Below are 15,882 nucleotides of genomic sequence, written 5' to 3' on the forward strand. Positions count from 1 at the left end.
GTTCAAGTCCTCTCGACCGCATCAACTGCGAACATAATAAAAGACCCTTAAATTGCTTAGTTTCGTAATTTAAGGGTCTTTTATTTATCGTCACCGCTTGGGCGAGATTCCTCGGCGATTCCGTTGCTGCCTGTACTCTTTTGGAGAATACTGGTGAACCTATGAGCAATTAGAGTTAAAATAGACATGCTGGCTTATTCTATGAGGGGGGGAAGGGATGAAATATTTTCTGCTCGGACATACCTATCCGGACGGCGGCTACATCGATGTCGATGTCGTATTTGACCCTCCGCTTGAAACATACTACCAAGTCGGGGCATGCAGTAACGACCTCAGGGGCTTTTTTTGCATCGGCTGAATTGGCTGCGCTCTTGAAGCTTCATAAATGTGACGTACAGATCATACAGGCAGATACGCGCTACTTCAACGGCAAAAATACCGAGAAAACATATTTTCTCGTTCATGCAGAGCAACGCTTGTCCTGCTTTGACTATCAGCAGTCGGAATACGCGGGCAAGGCTCTGGTTCTGGAGCGGCTGGCGCAGGGCGAGCATCCCGATAGCTTCTTAGTCAAAGGAGTCCGGTCCGTAGTTATTGATGAGAAGTGCGCGGCAGACGCCGATTTCTTTTTTCTCAAGAACGTTGTTCTGGTTGACCCGATCGTGTCGGAGACGCTTGCCAAGTCGATGTTAAACGAGCGCTTGAAGGTGCACCTGGAAGAGCTTGTCATCCAATAAAACCGGGTCATCCGCATGCGTTACAGACGTTTCTTCATCCCGCAGGTTAATTTCTGAGACGGACAGCTCGACGTTGCTTGGTATGAGGTCAATGTCGTACGTTACCAACAGGTGACTACGGGATTTTTTCTGTGAAAAACGTCTCGGCGTTTTTAGGAAAGTGGATGTGACCGCTCATGACCTGTATGCTTGAAAAATTCAACGTGCTTATCGTTTTTAAAATGGAAAGATCCCGGCCAAAGTTTGTCATTGGCCGGGATCTTTTTCACTTCACAACTTTGCGTATCGTGTGTATGAACATAAGTGTTGTACGTAATTAACAATAATGATGTACAACTTGATCATTGCAAACCATTGAATTTGCTTGCCAGTGTCACGGATCGAAGTGTTGTGTGTTTAGACCATTACTTTTCGCACAAAAAGCGCGTTCGGATATTGTTTGGTTTCCAGGAAAACGCGAGGTCGAGTCTTCGTGATGATCTTCCAATGATTAATCCAAACTCTCCCTTTTGGGGCGAGGCGGTTTTGTAGAGAACAGACTAATAGACCATTTTTGGCATCCAAGCCTGATGGCGTGTTCACTTTATTTATTTTGACAACGACACAATCGCCTACACGCAGATTCGGATTGGTAGTAGAGGGACATTTTAAGGCGAACGTCGGGTTATTGATGGTCCGCAGCACCTGGTTCACATTTTGCAATTTGCGTGTTTGCCGTACGAGTTTGCCAGTCTTTTGATTCACGACGAAATGAATGATTGTAACGGTATTCGGCGGCTTGTTGCCATCCGCAATCGGTGCAGTCAAAACTCCGTCATGCACTTTCCAAACGCCCGCTTGTTTGTACACGACTCCGACGCATTCTCCTTTTTTCAGATTGAGGTTTGGATTTGCCATCGTTTGGATCGCTTCCTTTCTAGTATCCAATACACGTCAAAGGGTGGGGCAACAGACCTGATCCTGTTACGGAAAATTCAACAATAGGCAGGCAAGTTTAAATAGGGGGACTTGTAACGGGGAATGTAACCGCCATTTGTAGTCCCCTGCAATCTTTCATTTAGTTACGGCAAGTATATTTAAATTCAGGGCCTGTTTGAATAAAGTAACCGCTGCGCACTTGCCCTGCCCAGTTTTGCAAAGCCTCCTTCCACTGAACACTATCAAAAAACTCATTCACGGTTACACCGGTTGAAGAGTGCCAGGTCAGTGGCGTGTAGGGAGCAAGCGGACCGGCATCACCCCAAATTCCTCCTGCTGAAATCGTATCTTGTTTCACAAGGAGCAAAGGGAGTCCGTATTGCAGTGCCATGGAAGGTTCAATCTGCAAGAAGGGGGTATAAGGTTCTCCTTGACCTGTTGCACTTGTTGGCTTTAATAAAGCAGCTGCCGCACCGTAACTGGAGTTGATCATTGTCCGGATATTTTCCAAGGTTGTATTCGGATATTGGTCGGTGTTCGGTATCGTCCTAGGAAAAAGCAGAACTTTTTTGATTTCCTTAAACATCCGAATGATGAATTTTTGCTCCGGTGATAACGGTGGCTGCGATGGTCCAAGAGTAAACAGGTTTTGGTGGCTAAAAAAAACAGGGATTCGAAAAAACGCGCTTGCCGCTTCATTTAAATCATTCATATCAGCGTAAGTCTGTCTATACTCTTCGTTGGATAAAGGTTCCTTTAAAGAGCTATCGGTATATTTTACCTTTAGTTTGTCTTTGCTCAATTTATTTCACCTCCATGCGATAATCTATTCGAAAATGCAGATGGGGGATTGGACAAAAAAACGAATGAATCGTAATTGGTCTGTTCCCCATTCGCGGGGCAAAGGGAAGAAAAGGAGCGAGATGATCGATGGGCAGGAAGCTATTTTTGTTCCAGGGTACACTTGTCCGTTGCCGACTTTTTGTTTCCAGCATTTGTTGATAGAGGAGGTGACAAGCGATGGCAGTAAAAAAATCTTCCCCTGTCAAGAAACTGAAACTGAAGCATAAACCTAAGAGAATCCGCGCGCGAGTGATTCGTCTCGAAAGATTCTCCTTGAGCGGCAATGTAGGTGGGGCCAAGTCCTTTCAAATCGCCCCGAAGCAACGAAGGAACATTCAAGTGATCACAGTCGGGATCATTTCTTCGGCTTTTCTCGTGCTGAACGCTGCACGTTTTCATTTCCAAAACCGGAATATACGACTGAGAGTGCAAGTGCGGGGAGCGCAAGCCTTTTTTCAGTCAACGTCCAGCAAACAGGATTTTCCGGGACCGAACAAAGTGCTGTTTGTTGAATCGGAGGAAGCGCGAGCAGTGGAGCTTGTGATTTCGGCTGTAAACGTCGGCAATAGCCCTGCTTTCCTGCATCCGCAAGATGGCTGGTGGCTGGATTTTCTCATCAACAAGCAAGGCTAGAGACGAAGGATTTTTACGATAGAGCGGATCTTCATGATGGGAAGACAGCAAGCTCAGCAAAATGGTCAGATGATTCGTACAACAAAAAGAGTAATAACCTCAAACTGACTGCGGTTAGTTTTTTGTTGCTGCTTACATTTTCGCATGGTATTATGTTTTTGTTCCAAAAACTGACTGTGGTCAGGTATTGAGAGAAGTCATTCGAAAGGTGGGACGTTTGTGAGCCGAAGAGAAGAGATTAAAAAAGTCGCGGTCAGTCATCTTCTGCAGTACGGGTTCGAGGGAACGAAGCTTGCGGATATTGCCGATGCGGTCGGGATTAAGAAGCAGTCGATGTACGCGCATTTTGCCAGCAAAAAAGAGCTTGTCATAGAGATTCACGAGGAAGCGACCAAGCAGGAGATGGCTTTTCTGACCTCTTTCTTCGATGAGCACAAGGGGGAGCCGATGCGCCCGCTGCTTGATCGGTTTGTGATCGAAATGAAAGACCGCTATCTGGACAATCAAAATGTCAAGCTGATGTTTCTGATGGCTTTTATGCCCCCGGAGCAATTGCGGGAGCTGTTCATTACAATGTATGAATTGTACTCGTATCACTTGCTTCATTTGTTGGAGCTTGCTTTCCGGAGAGATTCGACTATTCAGGCCGACGCCAAGGCGAGCGCTTTGGCTGTGCATACCATTTACGAAGGGGCGACGGCCAAGCTCATTTTCGAAAATCCGGATTATTTTCTCCATGTGACAAATACGACCTTTTCCTTGCTGTGGCGAGGAATTGTTCCGGGCAGCGACGAGCGGGAAGAGTGAGTCTGTCCAGTTTCAGCTAATCGAATAGAGGTGCAGGCATGAATACCAATCAAGATCATAACCAATTGTTGTCTTTGGAAAACGATTCTGTGGGGAAAGTATTTGTCCGTTACTTGGTTCCTTCTGTCATCGGTATGCTCATGATGTCAGTGAACGTTGTCGTGGACGGCATTTTTGTCGGGCAACGGCTTGGTGAAGTGGCGCTTGCCGGTGTCAACGTTACATTTCCGCTGTTCTCCATCTATTTTGCCTTATCGTTGTGGATCGGCATCGGAGGGGCGACGATCTGCTCGCGTCATTTGGGAGCCAAGCAAATCAAGGAGGCACGCTCCGTATTTACCCATTCGTTGACGCTGATTTTCGGCTTGACGTTGCTGCTGGCAGCGCTCGCTTTCCTGTTTCGCGAGCCGTTGGCCGTCTTTCTCGGGGCGAACGACGATACGTTGCCTTATGTGAAGGAATATATGAACGTACTGCTGGTCGGCGGGTTCGCCATTACTGTGCAAAACACGTTCAGTGTCTTCGTCCGCAACGACGGAAACCCGAATCTGGCGATGATATCGCTACTCGTCACCGCATTTTTCAATATTCTTTTGAACTATGTGTTTCTGTTTGTGCTCGATTACGGAGTAGCGGGCTCAGCACTTGCCCTCGTCATTGCCGCGACTTTGGGAGCTGTCGTGTTGTCGCTGCATTTTTTACGCAAGGATAGTGCATTGCGCTTCGCCGTTCCCCGTTTTTCCCGGGAACTTTCGAAAGAAACGTTTACGATTGGCTTTCCCAGTTTTGTGGCGGAAATCGGCATCGCCGTCTTTACCGCAGGCTATAACATGGCGATGGTACGCTGGGCAGGAACCGTTGGCGTATCTGCGTTCTCGATCTTGAATTACATACATAGCGTCATGCTGATGACGTTTCTCGGGATGGGCTCGGCCATCCAGCCGTTGATCAGTTATTATCGGGGAGCGAAGCTGGTGGAGCGGCAAAAGGCGACAATGAGGATCGCCGTTCGCACCGCTTTTGGAACCGGGCTTGTTGTATTTCTGATCGGGCTGGTCGCCGCGCACGGCATCGTCGCAGCATTCGGTTCGTTCGCCGCAGAAGTGCAAGAGCTGGCTGTTACGGGCATTCGCCTGTTTTTCGCAGGGTATTTGTTCATGGGCATCAATTTTGTCATGATGACATATTTCCAGGCGACTAATCAGGTGCGGATGGCAACATGGATTACAGTAGCCCGTGAAATGCTGTTGATGGTCGCCATTTTGCTCACGTTGCCTCATTGGCTCGGCACATCGGGGATATGGCTGGCGATTCCGCTTTCGGAGCTGATCGTCTTGCTGACGGTCTACGCTTACGTGCGTCGACGTTCCAGAAGCTTGCCAGCAACTGGCTCGTCCATACGCGGAACATTGGAAGGGTGACTGGTGCCAAGGCTGAAAGAACGAACAACTTACAGGAAGCTTGGCAATACACGCGCTGCTACGCAGGGTTACTTGAAGCTAATATTTCCTACTAATACAAATTTTTTCTTTCCATCCTTCTACCATTTCTGTCAATTGGTCAAAAAGATCGGGGATTTGGCGGCGTAGAAGTGCGGGAGCAAGCCGTCATGCGGCGGAGCCAAGGCTTTTATGCTAAAATGAAGCGACCTGATATCTTTTTTGAAAGCAGGAACCAAAACATGAGCACTACCAAGAAAGCCCCTGTACATAGTCTGATTGCCGATATTTTCAAAACGTTGGCTTTTACGTACCGGGAGATTTTCCTTTTCGAGCTGCTGTACAAGGTCATCACGATATTCATATTCATTCCGGCGATTTCGTTCGTCTTCCACAGTCTGCTTCGGTTGGGTGGATACGCTGGTGCGACGAATTACGAGCTGCTGTCTTTCGTTATGAGCAGGTACGGTTTTTTATGCATGCTGATATTAATTCCTGCCGCTACGATATTGATCTTTTTGGAATTCTCGGTGCAGATTATAATCTCGTATTATGGGCAAAAGAGACAGAGAATCGGACTGATTCCGGCATTTTTGCAATCTGTTTCGTATATCCCTTCGCTTTTCAAGTACGGTTTTGTTGGCTGGGCCGTTTACTTGCTGCTGTTTTTGCCCCTGTTGAGCGCGGGAGGAGGCTCCACCTTGCTGCCTTCCTTGCAAATTCCGAACTTTATTTCGGGAGAGCTGTTGAAAACGGGCTGGGGAACGCTGCTTTATGCAGGGGTGTTTGCCGTCCTGACCTTTTTCAATATCAGGTGGACTTTCCTGTTGCATATGATCGTCATCGAGGGAACGAGCAGCTTCCGGCAGGCCGCCAAAAGAAGCGCAGCGATCCTGAGAAAGAGCTACCTGAAAATGTTTGTGGTGCTGCTGTCCGTTTTTCTGTTGTTTATCATCGTCGTAGTCTTGATCCTGGCCGTAGTGATTTTCCTCTACGTCATGTTGCCGCAAGGGGAAGCTTTTGCCGAAACGGCGCGATCTGTCGTATCGAAGGGCGTTGTCATTGCGTTGTACCTGGCGATTTTGTTTGTATCGCCGATTTACATCACCACGCTGACCCGTATATACATGGCGAAAGCGGACCCGCGGCATGCCGTCTTGCAAATGCCGGAAGGAAGCGCCGTTGAAAACCGTTCACCCCAGAGCTATCAGCTGTTTCACAGGCATGGAAAAAAGCTGATTGCGTTCGGGTCGATCATCGCCTTCGGAACGGCAATGGTGCTGGCTCCCGCCCTCAGCGAAGTGGCCCCTGGCGAGCAAAAGTTGACGGTGATGGCCCATCGCGGCTATGTTGCGGAAGGCCCCGAGAATACGATCGAAGCGATTCAAGGCGGGATAAATGCTCGCGCGGATTATGCAGAAATAGACATCCTGGAAACGAAAGACGGGCAACTGGCTGTCATTCACGACACCAATCTGAAAAGACTGACGGGGCGCAACGCAGAAGTGTATGAGTTGACGATGGATGAGCTAAGGCAGCTTGAGGTCAAGCAAGGCACTTTCACAAGCCGGATCAGCACCCTCGAAGAAGTCATGCAGGTCGCTCGCGGAAAAATCAAGCTGAATATAGAAGTGAAAACACACGGGGAAGAACGCGACCTGGTCAACACATTTATCAAGACCATCCGCGCCAATGATTTTCAGAACGAATGCGTCGTCCAGTCGCTGGATTATGGAATCGTTCAGGAGTTAAAAGAGGCGGCTCCAGAGCTTCAGGTCGGGTTCATCATGTTCGCCGGGGTCCCTGATCTGGAACAGCTCCATGCCGATTTTGTCGTCATGGAAGAATATATGGTCAACGAATCCATCGTCGCTTCTGCCAAACAACATAACAAACCTCTCTACGTATGGACGGTGAACGACAGGGACAATATGGAGCTTTTTTTCAGTATGGGCGTGGATGGGATTATCACGGATGAGCCGGAGGAAGCGTTGTCCGTTGTGGAAGAGCTGAGAAGTGGATCTGTGGTTTCGTTCACCAATTGGCTGACTTTCCTGCGGATTTAGCGAGCAAAGGACAGTCCGCGCAGATGCAGTCTGATTTGATAACGATTATTTCCAATAATCGGATATATCTGCTTCTATGTGCCGTTCTATCTTTTGTTGTTGGACGGAGGTGGAGTTTGTAGAACTCGTAGAAAAGACGAGTGCATCTACATTGTGGCGCTTGTCCGATAATTTTCTTTGACTCGAAAACGATTTGTGTTACAATAACAAAGGCGATTGAGACGGAAACAGTCTTGATCACACCAACTTTCGCATTCTCTAACAGATTGCCTGGACGCGGTCCAGGTTTTTTTATGGGTTTTTCACAAAAATGCATCTGTACAAAATAAAAAGGGGCTGTCCCACAAGTCGATTTTCGGCTGAGGGACACCCCTTGTTTAGTGAGGGGCGTCTATTTTTTCGACAAATTTTAACACAAAATGCCAAGAAGCTTAACGATACTGGTATAAAATACCCATATAACGCAATCATTTGAGAAACAATGAGTAATTATTCCTAGTTATGTCTGCGGTTAAGGCAGAAGATGATGCAACGTAATAGCGGCTTTGCGTAAGTAAGAGATTAAGAAGTATCAGGCTTAGAAGATCAGGAGGGAAAGCGCCTTGTTAAAGACAACAAGAAGCCTGTGGAGCAAAGTTTCAATGAGCTCGAAAAAGAGCATCGTTGCAGAGACGGAAATAGTTCCTTTCTCAACACAATTGGCCAGTTCCGCTTTTGATGAAAGAATCGAAAAGTTTGTGGCGTGTACAGAGGAAATTAACGAATTTGTGTTTGCCTCTTCCTCGGAACTACTGGAGGAAATCAAGGGCGTTCGAAATGGAATCGATCAAATCTTTTTGGCTACCTCGGAGCTTGCCAAAGGAGCTGTCAATAATTGCAATTCCATTGAGCGGGCTGCTGTTTCCGGCAAGAGTATTCTGGATATTATTGAAAAGATTTCAGGCGATTTGACAACGTCTGCCATCATGGTCAGGCAAGTGAATCAAGCGATTGAGGAAGGCAACTTGATGATTGAGAAGCAAAAAGAAACCATGAGAATAAACATGATGGTCATTGAAAATCTGGTCGCTTCCATGAGTAATGTGAAGCAAAAAGCCAGTCAAATCGAAAAAATTACCAAACTAATCGATGAGATTGCTCAGCAAACCAATCTTCTCTCCATTAATGCTTCGATTGAGGCTGCACGAGTTGGGAAGAACGGGAGCGGGTTTGCTGTGGTAGCCAGTGAAATCCGCAAGCTGTCGGATGATTCTAAGAAGCAAGCGACTGGGATTAATAAGATCATTTTCGACATTAATGAAGCAATTGGCATTACGTATTCGGAGTTTGAAACCATTAATGAGATTGTACATGATCAGAATGAAGTAGTGGCTAACGTTACTGCTTCTTTTGCTACCATTGGTCACTCCGTTATTCATATCGATGAAGATATCCATAACACGATGCGCGAAATGAGAAGCTTGAATGAAAATATGCAGCATGTGCAAGCTTTATTCGAAAATATTGGGGCAGTTTCTCAGGAAACGGCTGCTTCTACGGAACAAGTGTCAAGTACCATAGCGGAGCAGTCTGGGTATATCAAAAGTGCTAGTATCAAAATTCAAGAACTGAACAATATGGCAGAAGAGATGCGCCGAGTTGTAGAAGAGTTCAAAGAAATCTAAATAGGTGAACCAGCGTTGTTCACAAACCAAGGAGGAAGAACAAATGAAAGAAGGTTCAGGGACGTATCGGATGATTGTGGACAAAGAGACTCGTATCTTTATTGCTTTTGCCGAGGGGCTTTTTGATTTGGAGCAGGGCGGGGCTTTCTGCATGGAGTTTATGAATACGGCCAATCAAATTCCGAACCAAAGCGAATACGCACTGATTGTGGATGTCAAGGACGTCAAACCATCCTCTACAGAGGTACAAACCGCTCTCGTCAACGCCTTGACTCTTTATGTGTCGGACGACTTTTCGTTCAAACATAGATTTATGACCAAATTAACCTCTGCAATCGCCCAATCTCAAATTGCGAGACTGACGAAGCAAATTCCCGATTTTGACCGTAAGCTGATGTTTGTCAATACCAGAGAAGAAGCGTTAAGTAGGCTAGCGGATATTAACAAAACTTTGTGGAGAAAGTAGACGTTGGTTTCGTGACGACTTTCGCTTCATAATCGAGAGCATAAGCGGATTGGGAGGCAACAATGGGAGATACGTACAAGTTTGAAATGATCGCCAATCTGTTCGCTTTCGTGTTTGGGAGGATTATCCATTTGTGCGGCGAACTGATCATCAATAACGATCAGGGAGGTGGAGGTTGGCTATGTTCCAAACCTTGGACCATTTTGTAAAATCGTGGGAGTACGAAGCCGCAGCAACACAAAGAGTGCTCAATCATCTGACGGATGAGTCGCTGAAACAGGAAATCACTCCGGAGAACTGGAATTTGGGACGCACGGCCTGGCATACGGTAGCGGCCATTCGCATCATTACTTCCAATACCGACTTAACATTTGAAGCTACAGAAAAAGATTGGCCTGTTCCTACTTCGGCGTCATTCATAGCAGAGCGTTACCAGCAAGCCAGTCATGCCTTTGTGCAGGCTGTACAAACGCAATGGAGCGACGATGCTTTGCAAGAACGGATAGATTTTCTCGGTCAAAAAATGCCCAATGGAGCGCTCTTGATGTTTTTGATTTTGCACCAAAGCCATCATCGCGGACAAATGACCGTTTTGATGCGACAGGCAGGTTTAACCGTTCCAGGGATTTACGGCCCGGCAAAAGAAGAATGGGCGATTTTCGGGATGGAAGCCCCGAAAATGTAACGTGAGTAAAACGGCATATAATCGCAGTAGTCTAAGACTTTATGCGCAAGGTCTTGCACTGCTGCTTTTTTATGTGTGCAGAGAGAGGTGAAAGGGTTCCAAATCGAGGTGGAGCAATCCTCTTTTCTTGAAGCCGTTTCTTGAAGCCGTGAAAAAGGTAGAGGCAACCTGTCTGCCAGCGGAAAAGTTCAAATCCACAAGCAGATTTGTCCACAGGAACTATTCTCGGAGTGAGCTTGACCATCTTGCAGAGCTGATACAGCAGCCCGCTGAGGTGAACCGTATCACAAATAGTGGTAAAGCAAAGAATGGAAGTTGAAATTATCATGGAATGTACGCTTAAAAGACAAGAGGCTGTCCCAAAAAGTCGATTTTCGGCTGAGGGACGCCCCTTATTCATTTCAAAAACGTTGATAAATCAATGTTTCCGCTTGCTTAATGTTAGCTAATCTGCCTTTTTTAAAAAGCCTCTTGCCGTTTTTTAAGTTTTATTCGGAATTAACGAGTTTACAATGAAAGACAATGTTTGCCTATATACCGCATGTGCAGACTGTACATCTCCCAAATGTCCCCCCATGTAAAGATGAATGACACCATGGAGCGAAGCCCAGAATACGCGTATAACTAATTCAGGGGCATACTGGCCAGCGATGAGACCTTGCTTTTGTGCATTGTTGATCACTGTCAATAATTGCTGCATGGCCGTTTTGGTACCATTTAGGCTTTCCTCATCCGGTTTGAAATCCGCGAATGCGCCTCCGAACATCAATTTATAATAACTTGAGTAACGCTGCCCGAACTGCCAAAAGGCTTCGCCTAAATTCTGCAAATGCTGTGCAGGATCAGCAGCTTGCGGCGTTCCGTCTAATTCGTTAGCGAGAAGTTTACAACCGTCCAGATACAACTGCTGAGCCAATCCCTCTTTATTGACAAACAAGTTATAAATGATTTTTGTCGAGCAACCCATTTGCTGCGCTACTTTACGTACCGTAACGGCTTCCGGACCTTCTTCTTGCAAGAGCATTGCAGCAGCGTCAACAACGAGCTTGCGGAGATTTTCAATATTTTGCAAGCGGGCTTCTTGGTAAGTTTTCAACACTCGTGAGTTCGCAGTGGAGGAGAGATCTTGATCGCTAATAATCATCACCTTCGGTTATCAGGTTTTCGTCAGGAAACAAAGTTTCTGACGCTCTTGCAAGGAATTTTATACAGTTGTTAAGCGATTGTCAATGAGACGGCAGATGTTCAACGATATTCAAAGAGCATGTTGACTTTCTAATAAAGCACGGATACAATGAGATCGAACAGAAACACTGTTACCAAATGAAAAGATTGTTGTTGCGTCCCTTGAGCATCGGCAATAGTAACTTTTGCTCATTCGGTAACGGTGTTTCCAAAATAAAACGAAGTATCTAAAGGGAGAGTGGCGTTATGAAGATTTAAGGTAAATGGACGCGCATCATGGGAGCTTCTTCGGTATTGGAGAGCCATTCGCGAGGCAACTGGCCAAACAAGAAAAACGTTTAGCATCAAAGCCGAGGCTATAGTTATGGATCTTGCGAGAGAGGGAACCCAGCTTTAGCCGAAACTGGAGAAGCATTCACGCTCTTAGCTTGATAAAAGCAATATTTTGGAAGTCAAAATCTAAAATCACGCTTAAATGAAAAAAGGAGTCACGCTAATGCCTAATACACAAGTTCGATCCGTTACATCTGCTGGAGAAGTGAATCGCCCTAAACGCTCACGATTACGTGCGAGGATATACAGATGGGGGCTATCGCTGCTCGCAGTGCTCGTTCTAGGAATACTCGTTTTCTTGCTTGTACCTTCACCGATCCAGCCTGCAAAATGGTTAGCACCGACGGCTCCGTCTTTTGAGGAAACGGGTCCGTGGAAACAAAACAGGAAACTCAGCTCGGCTCAGCTTGTGACTGATGCTCCGCAATTCCCTGAATTTATTACATTCGATAAAGCAGGTCAGCTATATACAGGAGATTCGGATGGGAAAATTTACAAGGTTCCTTTCGATGCAGAGGGGAATCCGCAAAAAGCCCAACTTTTTGCAGACACCAAAGGAACCCCTAATGGGCTTATATTCGATGCCAAAGGCGATTTGATCGTTACTGACATCAAGAGAGGACTACTTTCCATTAATCCATCCGGGAACATAGAGGTATTGGCTGATCAAGTGGATGGTAAGCCGATCTATCTAGCTAACGAGCTTGATATTGCCAAGGACGGCTCCATTTATTTTTCGGATACTTCGAATTATGGTAGTGTAACTTTCAAAGAAATTGCCGAGAACAAGCCGCATGGTCGTTTGCTGAAGTACGATCCAAAAACCAAGCAAACGACCGTCTTGTTAGAAAACCTTTATTTTGCAAACGGAGTTGCCTTGTCTGCGGATGAAGATTTTGTGTTAGTGGCCGAATCGTATCGTTATCAATTAACCAGATACTGGATTAAAGGACCGAAGAAGGGTACATCTGATATTTTCGCAGATAATCTCGCAGGCTTTCCAGACAACATTACGCGTGATGATCAAGGTCATTTCTGGGTAGGTATTTACACGACTCGCATTTCTTTTGTAGATCAGATGCATAGCAATCCTTGGCTAGCCAGTACCATGGCCAAATTGCCGGAGTCGCTGCTTAGCGGGGCTAGCGCACCGGCAAAGCATGGGCTTGCTGTAGAGCTCAGCCCGCAGGGGGAGCTGATCGGAAGCTGGCATGATCCGGAAGGCAAACTGTATGGCGTAACTACGGCTGTAAGCCATAACGGATATTTATATATAGGAACGGCACCGGGAGGCAGCAAGGGTGTTCATCGCGTGCTTTTAACAAAATAATGTTTGGATCTTGGCACGATCCACAGCTCCCAAAAGACGGCGATTCGCACGATCACGATACTGCGCGGGCGGAAGTGAGAGCAGTGGGGCGCGCTGTGCCGTGCCGTAGCAGTATCAGTATCACCCGATTAATCCATTAAGCAAAGAAGCATCCTGTATGATTTCCAAGAGTTGGGATGTTTGACCCTGTTGCCAATCTTTTCATGTGATACAATAAGCTGAACGGGTAAGAGGAAAGCTCTACCAGATTGATTTGCAGACCATTCCGGCTGAAACGCACTGCTTTTGCGAGAAAACGAGAAACTGCGCTGGAACAACAATGGAAAGGGCGATTGGATTTGCTCGTCAGCCAATAAACGATAGAGGCAGGCTCATGGGAGAAAAGGAAGAGGCTTGAGCCTGCTCACCAACGGAGGAAAAACTTGCTAAAGTGGGATAGCGATATATGGGGAAAGCTGACAGGACCTTACAGTACCGCAGACAACGTACCTGTGTTATTACAGCAATTGATACAGGAATATGACCAGGGCATTTTTGACGAACTTTTTCAGGAACACTTGTTCCACCAAAATACGATCTATACGGCTACATATGCGGCGATGCCGTTTTTGGCACAAATAGCCTGCTCTACATCTGATGCGGAAGTGCGCAAAGAGCTGTTTATCAATTGCGGTGTCATCGAGGCAAGCCGCGATGAGCGCGACGAGGACCCATTTCCCGAATCTTGGGCGGAGTTGGCTGAAGATGCAGGCAGCTCTGTCTGTATGGAATTGTATCGTGAATATGAAGAGGCCATTGCGAAGCTCAAGGCGCTAACAAAAGAAGTATTCTCCTATGCAGCCGATTCTTCCCTGGATGAGACGGAGAAGCGTTATATTTTGGTGGCGGATGCCGCTTATCGAGGTTCGCATGCTGTTGCCAATATGTTGATGACTTTTATGAACGGCGACGAGTATGTGGCCGTGTGCCCGGCCTGCACAGAAGATGTATACATATGGCCTCAGGAAGATCATCCGGCAAAAATCCTGCAAGTGTTTCAACAAGATCCCGTCTTTCACACGGAGCAGACACCCCATGAAATCGTTCCGGCCCCGTCTTTTGCAGAGGAAGAAATTCGAACATTAGCGGAGCAGGCGGAAGCGATCGGGGAGCAAACATTGGTGAGGCAGCTGCATTATTTAGCGGGGGAAACAGTATGTCCACACTGCCGCGAGAACATTTCTGTATGGCCGTCTTTGCTTGGCACGTTTGTCGGCTAGAGCACAAGTCGTATGAACCTATTGGATTTCTAGGAGCTGTCATGTTGTGACAAGCTCCTTTTTATTTTTCGCTGGATAAGCCAGCCGAGGTGTTAAGGGGAGGCTTGACCGGAAAGGGAGTGCTTTATCCGGTCATGTATGGCCCAACGATTCTACCTTACACGCCTTATGAATATCGCCGTAATAGTCGGTGTACTCCAGCTGTGTTATTTCGCCGGACGCTGAATGATAAAACGTAAGCTGTTCATAAATGGTTTCCGTGATAAAAGTTGTCTTGGTAGAGTCATGACTGACCGGAGTAAGCTTGAATTTATATAACACGCCATACATTTTCGGAACCGTTAAATAAAGTTCCTGATTTTTCGCAGAAACTTCCAGGGATATATTGATCTTGTTTTCAATGAAATAGCTTCCCGTTAGAAAGTCCAGCTTTGTGAACTCAATACGGTCAGCGGGGGGTGGGAAAGTGACATGTTCCTCAAATATGGTTTTTGCTATTTCTCTACTTAAATGTGTGACAGGGGTAACATTTAAATTGCTCAAAAAGATGATCGTAACTTGATTCTCCAAAAATCTGAGGAAATCACTAAAGAATCCGCTAATATCTCCAAAGTGGTGCATACATTTTCTACCGAATAATTCAGTGATCATCCAACCACAAGCATAGGAGCCGAGATTCGGAGTAAACATTTTCTCCGATAGTTCTTGGTTAAGAAGCTTCGCTGATTGTAAGGCTTGATCCCAAATAAGCAAATCTTCCGTAGTAGAGTACATGCCATATGCTCCTAACGGAAAAGACATATCTGGATGGGCGGGATGAATCGGTTCTTCCCAAAATGAATATCCGGAAGCCAAACCAGGTATAACTTTTACGCCATCATCACATCCCGTATGATACATACCCAACGGAAGACAAATATGCTGCTGTAAATATTCAGCATAGGACATGCCTGAAACAGCTTCAATGATGGCAGTCAATAACGCATAGCCAGAGTTTGAGTAACCGTAGTTACTTCCAGGCTCAAAGTCCAAATCTTGCTCTTTAAATGAATCGATAAGTTGATGCAACGAGGAGGGAAGTCTCATGGTACGCAACCAAAAGTCTGGATGACTTGTATAATTGGGAATGCCAGATGTATTTGTTAAGCAATGATAAATCGTGACGCCGTTCCTATTGGGATAATAGGGGAGATACTTGCTGACATAATCCGTTATGTTCAATTTTTGTTTCTCGTGTAATTGAAAAATGCACATAGCTGTAAAAGCCTTCGTAATGGAACCGATGCGAAATTTCGTGTTAGGCGTATTCGGTACCTGATGTTCCCGATTCGCCATACCAAATCCTTTGTTTAGGAGAATTTTTCCATTGGAAGCAACCAATATTGACCCGTTCAGGTAACCATTTCTCTCGTATGACTCGAACCAATGATGAATCCGTTCCTCTACTGTCATGAGTTTCCCCCTGCCTATGAAGTTACACAACGCAACATGCTAACTATCAACATGATAACAAATAA

At 46.2% G+C, this 15,882-nt stretch carries 15 protein-coding genes; 11 read left to right on the forward strand and 4 right to left on the reverse strand.

Annotated features, from left to right (window positions below):
* Window positions 1–217 precede the first annotated feature (217 nt).
* The gene (locus DEP07_RS03180; RefSeq protein WP_173595868.1) at window positions 218–358 is read left to right on the forward strand and encodes a hypothetical protein; all 141 of its coding nucleotides are present in this window, start codon (window positions 218–220) and stop codon (window positions 356–358) included.
* A gap of 13 nt (window positions 359–371) precedes the next feature.
* Window positions 372–737, forward strand: coding sequence for an imm11 family protein (locus DEP07_RS03185; protein WP_287102094.1), 366 nt, complete (start codon window positions 372–374; stop codon window positions 735–737).
* Window positions 738–1,133: 396 nt separating this feature from the next.
* Here the strand turns inward: DEP07_RS03185 and DEP07_RS03190 are convergent, their stop codons facing one another.
* Both DEP07_RS03190 and DEP07_RS03195 read right to left on the reverse strand, forming a co-directional pair.
* Complete coding sequence (locus DEP07_RS03190; RefSeq protein ID WP_173598825.1) at window positions 1,134–1,634, reverse strand: hypothetical protein; 501 nt, start codon at window positions 1,632–1,634, stop codon at window positions 1,134–1,136.
* 160 nt (window positions 1,635–1,794) lie between these two features.
* Window positions 1,795–2,457: a hypothetical protein gene (locus DEP07_RS03195; RefSeq protein ID WP_122963460.1), complete on the reverse strand. Its 663-nt coding sequence runs from the start codon at window positions 2,455–2,457 to the stop codon at window positions 1,795–1,797.
* A gap of 218 nt (window positions 2,458–2,675) precedes the next feature.
* On the opposite strand from DEP07_RS03195, the gene DEP07_RS03200 reads away from it, so the two are divergent.
* From DEP07_RS03200 to DEP07_RS03230, 7 genes are all read left to right on the forward strand, one after another.
* On the forward strand, window positions 2,676–3,131 hold the full coding sequence (locus DEP07_RS03200) for a hypothetical protein (protein WP_287102095.1): 456 nt from the start codon (window positions 2,676–2,678) through the stop codon (window positions 3,129–3,131).
* Window positions 3,132–3,350: 219 nt separating this feature from the next.
* Window positions 3,351–3,938 carry a TetR/AcrR family transcriptional regulator gene (locus tag DEP07_RS03205; protein WP_167470251.1) on the forward strand — a complete coding sequence of 196 codons (588 nt, stop codon included), beginning with the start codon at window positions 3,351–3,353 and terminating at the stop codon, window positions 3,936–3,938.
* Between the two features lie 38 nt (window positions 3,939–3,976).
* Window positions 3,977–5,359: an MATE family efflux transporter gene (locus DEP07_RS03210; RefSeq protein ID WP_063227058.1), complete on the forward strand. Its 1,383-nt coding sequence runs from the start codon at window positions 3,977–3,979 to the stop codon at window positions 5,357–5,359.
* Between the two features lie 260 nt (window positions 5,360–5,619).
* Entirely contained in the window at window positions 5,620–7,443 is a 1,824-nt protein-coding gene (locus DEP07_RS03215) for a glycerophosphoryl diester phosphodiesterase membrane domain-containing protein (RefSeq protein ID WP_173595874.1), read from the forward strand.
* A 602-nt stretch (window positions 7,444–8,045) separates the two neighbouring features.
* Window positions 8,046–9,107, forward strand: a complete 1,062-nt coding sequence (locus tag DEP07_RS03220; protein ID WP_122963449.1) for a methyl-accepting chemotaxis protein — start codon at window positions 8,046–8,048, stop codon at window positions 9,105–9,107.
* A gap of 43 nt (window positions 9,108–9,150) precedes the next feature.
* Window positions 9,151–9,573 (forward strand): hypothetical protein, encoded by a 423-nt coding sequence (locus DEP07_RS03225; RefSeq protein WP_063227061.1) that lies wholly within the window; start codon window positions 9,151–9,153, stop codon window positions 9,571–9,573.
* A gap of 181 nt (window positions 9,574–9,754) precedes the next feature.
* A complete protein-coding gene (locus tag DEP07_RS03230) occupies window positions 9,755–10,258 on the forward strand; it encodes a DinB family protein (protein WP_063227062.1) in 504 nt (167 codons plus the stop codon).
* A 481-nt stretch (window positions 10,259–10,739) separates the two neighbouring features.
* Here the strand turns inward: DEP07_RS03230 and DEP07_RS03235 are convergent, their stop codons facing one another.
* A complete protein-coding gene (locus DEP07_RS03235) occupies window positions 10,740–11,396 on the reverse strand; it encodes a TetR/AcrR family transcriptional regulator (protein ID WP_429827534.1) in 657 nt (218 codons plus the stop codon).
* A 543-nt stretch (window positions 11,397–11,939) separates the two neighbouring features.
* Between DEP07_RS03235 and DEP07_RS03240 the strand changes: the two genes are divergently transcribed.
* Both DEP07_RS03240 and DEP07_RS03245 read left to right on the forward strand, forming a co-directional pair.
* Entirely contained in the window at window positions 11,940–13,106 is a 1,167-nt protein-coding gene (locus tag DEP07_RS03240) for an SMP-30/gluconolactonase/LRE family protein (protein WP_063227063.1), read from the forward strand.
* A 422-nt stretch (window positions 13,107–13,528) separates the two neighbouring features.
* Window positions 13,529–14,365: a hypothetical protein gene (locus DEP07_RS03245; RefSeq protein WP_063227064.1), complete on the forward strand. Its 837-nt coding sequence runs from the start codon at window positions 13,529–13,531 to the stop codon at window positions 14,363–14,365.
* Window positions 14,366–14,497: 132 nt separating this feature from the next.
* Here the strand turns inward: DEP07_RS03245 and DEP07_RS03250 are convergent, their stop codons facing one another.
* Window positions 14,498–15,817, reverse strand: a complete 1,320-nt coding sequence (locus DEP07_RS03250) for a serine hydrolase domain-containing protein (RefSeq protein WP_122963448.1) — start codon at window positions 15,815–15,817, stop codon at window positions 14,498–14,500.
* Window positions 15,818–15,882 lie beyond the last annotated feature (65 nt).

This window comes from Brevibacillus sp. (genome assembly GCF_003521185.1).
Taxonomy (GTDB): domain Bacteria; phylum Bacillota; class Bacilli; order Brevibacillales; family Brevibacillaceae; genus Brevibacillus; species Brevibacillus parabrevis.

What these genes read in the sequence shown, in the direction of transcription:
- DEP07_RS03180 (WP_173595868.1), top strand. Translation starts at nt 218, where the DNA reads ATGAAATATTTTCTGCTCGGACATACCTATCCGGACGGCGGCTACATC.
- DEP07_RS03190 (WP_173598825.1), bottom strand. Translation starts at nt 1,634, where the DNA reads ATGGCAAATCCAAACCTCAATCTGAAAAAAGGAGAATGCGTCGGAGTC.
- DEP07_RS03200 (WP_287102095.1), top strand. Translation starts at nt 2,676, where the DNA reads ATGGCAGTAAAAAAATCTTCCCCTGTCAAGAAACTGAAACTGAAGCAT.
- DEP07_RS03210 (WP_063227058.1), top strand. Translation starts at nt 3,977, where the DNA reads ATGAATACCAATCAAGATCATAACCAATTGTTGTCTTTGGAAAACGAT.
- DEP07_RS03215 (WP_173595874.1), top strand. Translation starts at nt 5,620, where the DNA reads ATGAGCACTACCAAGAAAGCCCCTGTACATAGTCTGATTGCCGATATT.
- DEP07_RS03225 (WP_063227061.1), top strand. Translation starts at nt 9,151, where the DNA reads ATGAAAGAAGGTTCAGGGACGTATCGGATGATTGTGGACAAAGAGACT.
- DEP07_RS03230 (WP_063227062.1), top strand. Translation starts at nt 9,755, where the DNA reads ATGTTCCAAACCTTGGACCATTTTGTAAAATCGTGGGAGTACGAAGCC.
- DEP07_RS03240 (WP_063227063.1), top strand. Translation starts at nt 11,940, where the DNA reads ATGCCTAATACACAAGTTCGATCCGTTACATCTGCTGGAGAAGTGAAT.
- DEP07_RS03250 (WP_122963448.1), bottom strand. Translation starts at nt 15,817, where the DNA reads ATGACAGTAGAGGAACGGATTCATCATTGGTTCGAGTCATACGAGAGA.